Source organism: Streptomyces xanthophaeus, from assembly GCF_000725805.1.
In the GTDB taxonomy this organism is placed as follows: Bacteria; Actinomycetota; Actinomycetes; order Streptomycetales; family Streptomycetaceae; genus Streptomyces; species Streptomyces xanthophaeus.
Map to the genome: position 1 here is coordinate 1 of NZ_JOFT01000085.1, position 3442 is coordinate 3442.

Annotated in this window: 2 pseudogenes; both read left to right on the forward strand. The window is 71.1% G+C overall.

Features of this window, described 5'->3' with window-relative positions:
- Positions 1-7: 7 nt before the first annotated feature.
- Positions 8-1264: pseudogene (locus IO30_RS41035) on the forward strand (polyketide synthase dehydratase domain-containing protein); the annotation flags it as partial.
- Between the two features lie 244 nt (positions 1265-1508).
- A pseudogene (locus tag IO30_RS48210) lies at positions 1509-3442 on the forward strand (MDR/SDR family oxidoreductase); the annotation flags it as partial.

Sequence of the window (3442 nt, forward strand, 5' to 3'; positions counted from 1 at the left end):
GGAGCCGATGCTCGACGAGTTCCGAGCCATCGCTGAGGGTCTGACGTTCCACCAGCCCCAGGTGGCCGTCGTATCGAACCTGACCGGCGCGCTCGTCACCCATGAGCTGACCGACCCCGGTTACTGGGTCTCCCACGTGCGGGAGGCGGTCCGCTTCGCGGACGGCATCCGGACGCTCGCCGACGAAGGCGTGACCCGGTTCGTCGAGGTGGGTCCCGATGCCGTCCTGACGGCGCTGGCCCAGCAGACCCTCGACACCGACGGGGCTGTCTTCGCGCCGGTGCTGCGTGCTCGTGTCGGGGAGGCCGAGGCCTTCGCCGGCTTCCTGGGTCAGGCGCACGTGGCCGGGCTGCCGATCGCCTGGGATGCGTTCTACGCGGGCTCCGGCGCGCAGCGCGTCGAGCTGCCCACGTACGCCTTCCAGCGCGAGCGGTACTGGGTGGCACCGGGTCTGGGCGCCGGGGACCCGGCCGCCGCCGGACTCGGCCGGATCGAGCACCCCATCCTGAGCGCGGCCGTGCCGGTCGGCGACCAGGACGAGTGGGTGTTCACCGGACGCCTCTCGCAGGACTCCGCTCCTTGGGTCCGGGACCACGTGGTCCTGGGCATGGTGATCGTCCCCGGCACCGCACTCGTCGAGCTGGCCGGTGCGGCCGGTCGGCAGGCGGGCAGCCCGGTGGTCGAGGAGCTGGTGCTCGAAGCACCGCTGATCCTGGACGACAACGCCTCCGTACACATCCAGGTCAAGGTCGGTGAGCCCGACGAGCAGGGGCGCCGTGACGTGGCGCTGTACTCGCGCCCCGAAGGCGAGGGCGCCGCGGACCAGGTGAAGTGCCACGCCCGTGGAACCCTCACCACGGCGGACGCCGCCGTCACCGACTGGCCGGAGGAGTGGCCCCCGGCCGACGCGGAACCGGTCGCGGTGGACAACGTCTACCCCCGGTTCGCCGACCTCGGTCTCGACTACGGTCCGGCCTTCCAGGGAGTACAGGCAGCCTGGCGCGACGAGGACTTCGTCTACACCGAGGTCGCGCTCCTCGACGAACACATCGGGGCCGACCGCACGTTCGGCATTCACCCGGCCGTATTCGATGCGGCGCTGCACGGTGGACTCGAAGGCCTGACCACCGGTGACAAGTCGGTCGCGCTGCTGCCGTTCTCATGGTCCGGCGTCCGGTTCGGGCAGAACGGTCCGGCCCGGGTGCGCGTCCGGATCGCCCCGGCCGGTGAGTCCGCGCTGCGGATCGACATCGCAGGGGAAGACGGCGCGCCGGTGGCGAGCGTGGCCAAGCTGGCCTTCCGCCCCGTCGACCAGTCGCAGCTCCAGGGACCGAAGCAGACCCCCAGCTCGCTGTACCAGGTCGACTGGACTGCGGTGACCGGTCAGCCGGGCGGCTCTGTCCGGTTGGCGGTGCTGGGTGGGTGCCGGGTACCGGGTGAGCGTTTTGCGGACCTCGCGGCGCGAGTCGCCGTCGGACTTCGATACGGTGCAGGCCGCGCGGGCGGTCACCGCGAGCACGCTGGACATGCTCCAGCAGTGGCTGGCCAGCGAGGCCCTTCGGGAGACCCGCCTGGTCGTCGTGACGAGCAACGCGGTTGCTGTGGGGGAGCAGGCGCCGGATCTGGTGCAGGCTCCGGTGTGGGGTCTGGTGCGCAGTGCGCAGTCGGAGAACCCGGGCGCGGGGCTGGACTGGGATGCGGTCGTGGCGCTGGACGAGCCGCAGATCGCCGTCCGGTCGGGTGAGCTGTTGGCGCCGCGTCTGGGGCGGACTGCGGTCCAGCCGGCGGGCCGTGCCTGGCGGTTGGGGATCGAGAGCAAGGGCTCGCTGGACGGTCTCGCGATCCTGCCCTCCGATGCCGAACGTCCCATCGGACCGCAGGAAGTACGCATCGGTATTCGGGCCGCGGGTCTGAACTTCCGGGACGTGCTGATCGCGCTGGGTACGTATCCGGGTGAGGCCCCGCTGGGCAGTGAGGCTGCCGGTGTGGTCCTGGAGGTCGGTGCCGACGTGACCGGCCTCGTCCCCGGCGAGCGGGTGATGGGTCTGCTGATGGATCCGTTCGGGCCGGTCGGGATCACCGATCACCGGATGGTCGTGCCGATGCCCGAGGGCTGGTCGTTCACGGAGGCGGCCGCGATGCCGCTGGTGTTCCTGACGGCCTACTACGCGCTCACGGATCTGGGCGGTGTGCAGTCCGGCGAGAGGCTGCTCGTGCATGCGGCGGCCGGTGGCGTGGGAATGGCTGCGGTGCAGCTCGCCCGCCACTGGGGCGTCGAGGTGTACGCGACCGCAAGCCGGGCGAAGCAGGACGCGGTGCGCGATTCCGGAGTGCTGGGCGACCGCATCGGGTCTTCCCGTGACCTGTCGTTCCGGGAGCAGTTCCTGGAGGCGACCGGCGGGGCGGGCGTGGACGTGGTCCTGAACGCACTGGCCGGTGAGTTCATCGACGCGTCCCTGGACCTGCTGCCGCGCGGTGGCCGGTTCCTGGAGATGGGCAAGGCCGACATCCGCGATGCGGAGGCGGTGGCCGGGGCACGCCCCGGGGTCCGCTACGTTGCCTTCGACCTCCTGGAGGCGGGGCCGGACCGGATCCAGCAGATGCTGCGGGATCTGGTGGGGCTGTTCGAGGCGGGTGCTCTGCGCCATTCTCCGATCCGGAGCTGGGACGTGCGCCGCGGCGCGGACGCGTTCCGGTTCCTGCGTGAGGGCCGCAATGTCGGCAAGGTCGTGCTGACGGTTCCGGCTCCGCTGGATCCGGAGGGCACGGTCCTGATCACCGGTGGCACGGGTGGTCTGGGTGCGTCGTTTGCCGGGCACTTCGTGCGGGAGTACGGGGCGAAGCACCTGCTGCTGCTCAGCCGTCGGGGCAGGGCCGCCGAAGGTGTGGCGGATCTGGTCGGTGAGCTGGAGGCGCTGGGTGCGCGGGTGCGGGTCGAGGCTTGTGATGTCGCCGACCGCGACGAACTCGCGCAGTTGGTCGGTTCGTTGGAGCGGCCGTTGACCGTTGACTGCGGAGCAGCTCGGGCGGGTGCTGCGTCCGAAGTTGGATGCGGCGGTGCATCTGCACGAGTTGACGGCGGGTATGGAGCTGTCGGCGTTCGTGTTGTTCTCGTCGGTTGCGGCGCTGGTCGGCAGTTCCGGTCAGGCGAACTACGCCGCCGCGAACGCGTTCCTGGATGCGCTTGCTGCGTCCCGTCGGGCGGAGGGTCTGCCGGCGACCTCGCTGGCCTGGGGCCTCTGGGCGAATACGACCGGGATGACGGGCACCCTGGACGAGGCCGAACTCGCCCGACTGGCACGACAGGGCGTCGGTGCACTCCCGGTCGAGCTCGGTCTGGAGTTGTTCGACCGGGCGTTGGGTCTGGGTGAGGCGTTGGTTGCGCCGGTGTTGTTGGATGCGGGTGCGTTGCGGACGCAGGCGCGGGCGGGGTTGTTGCCGG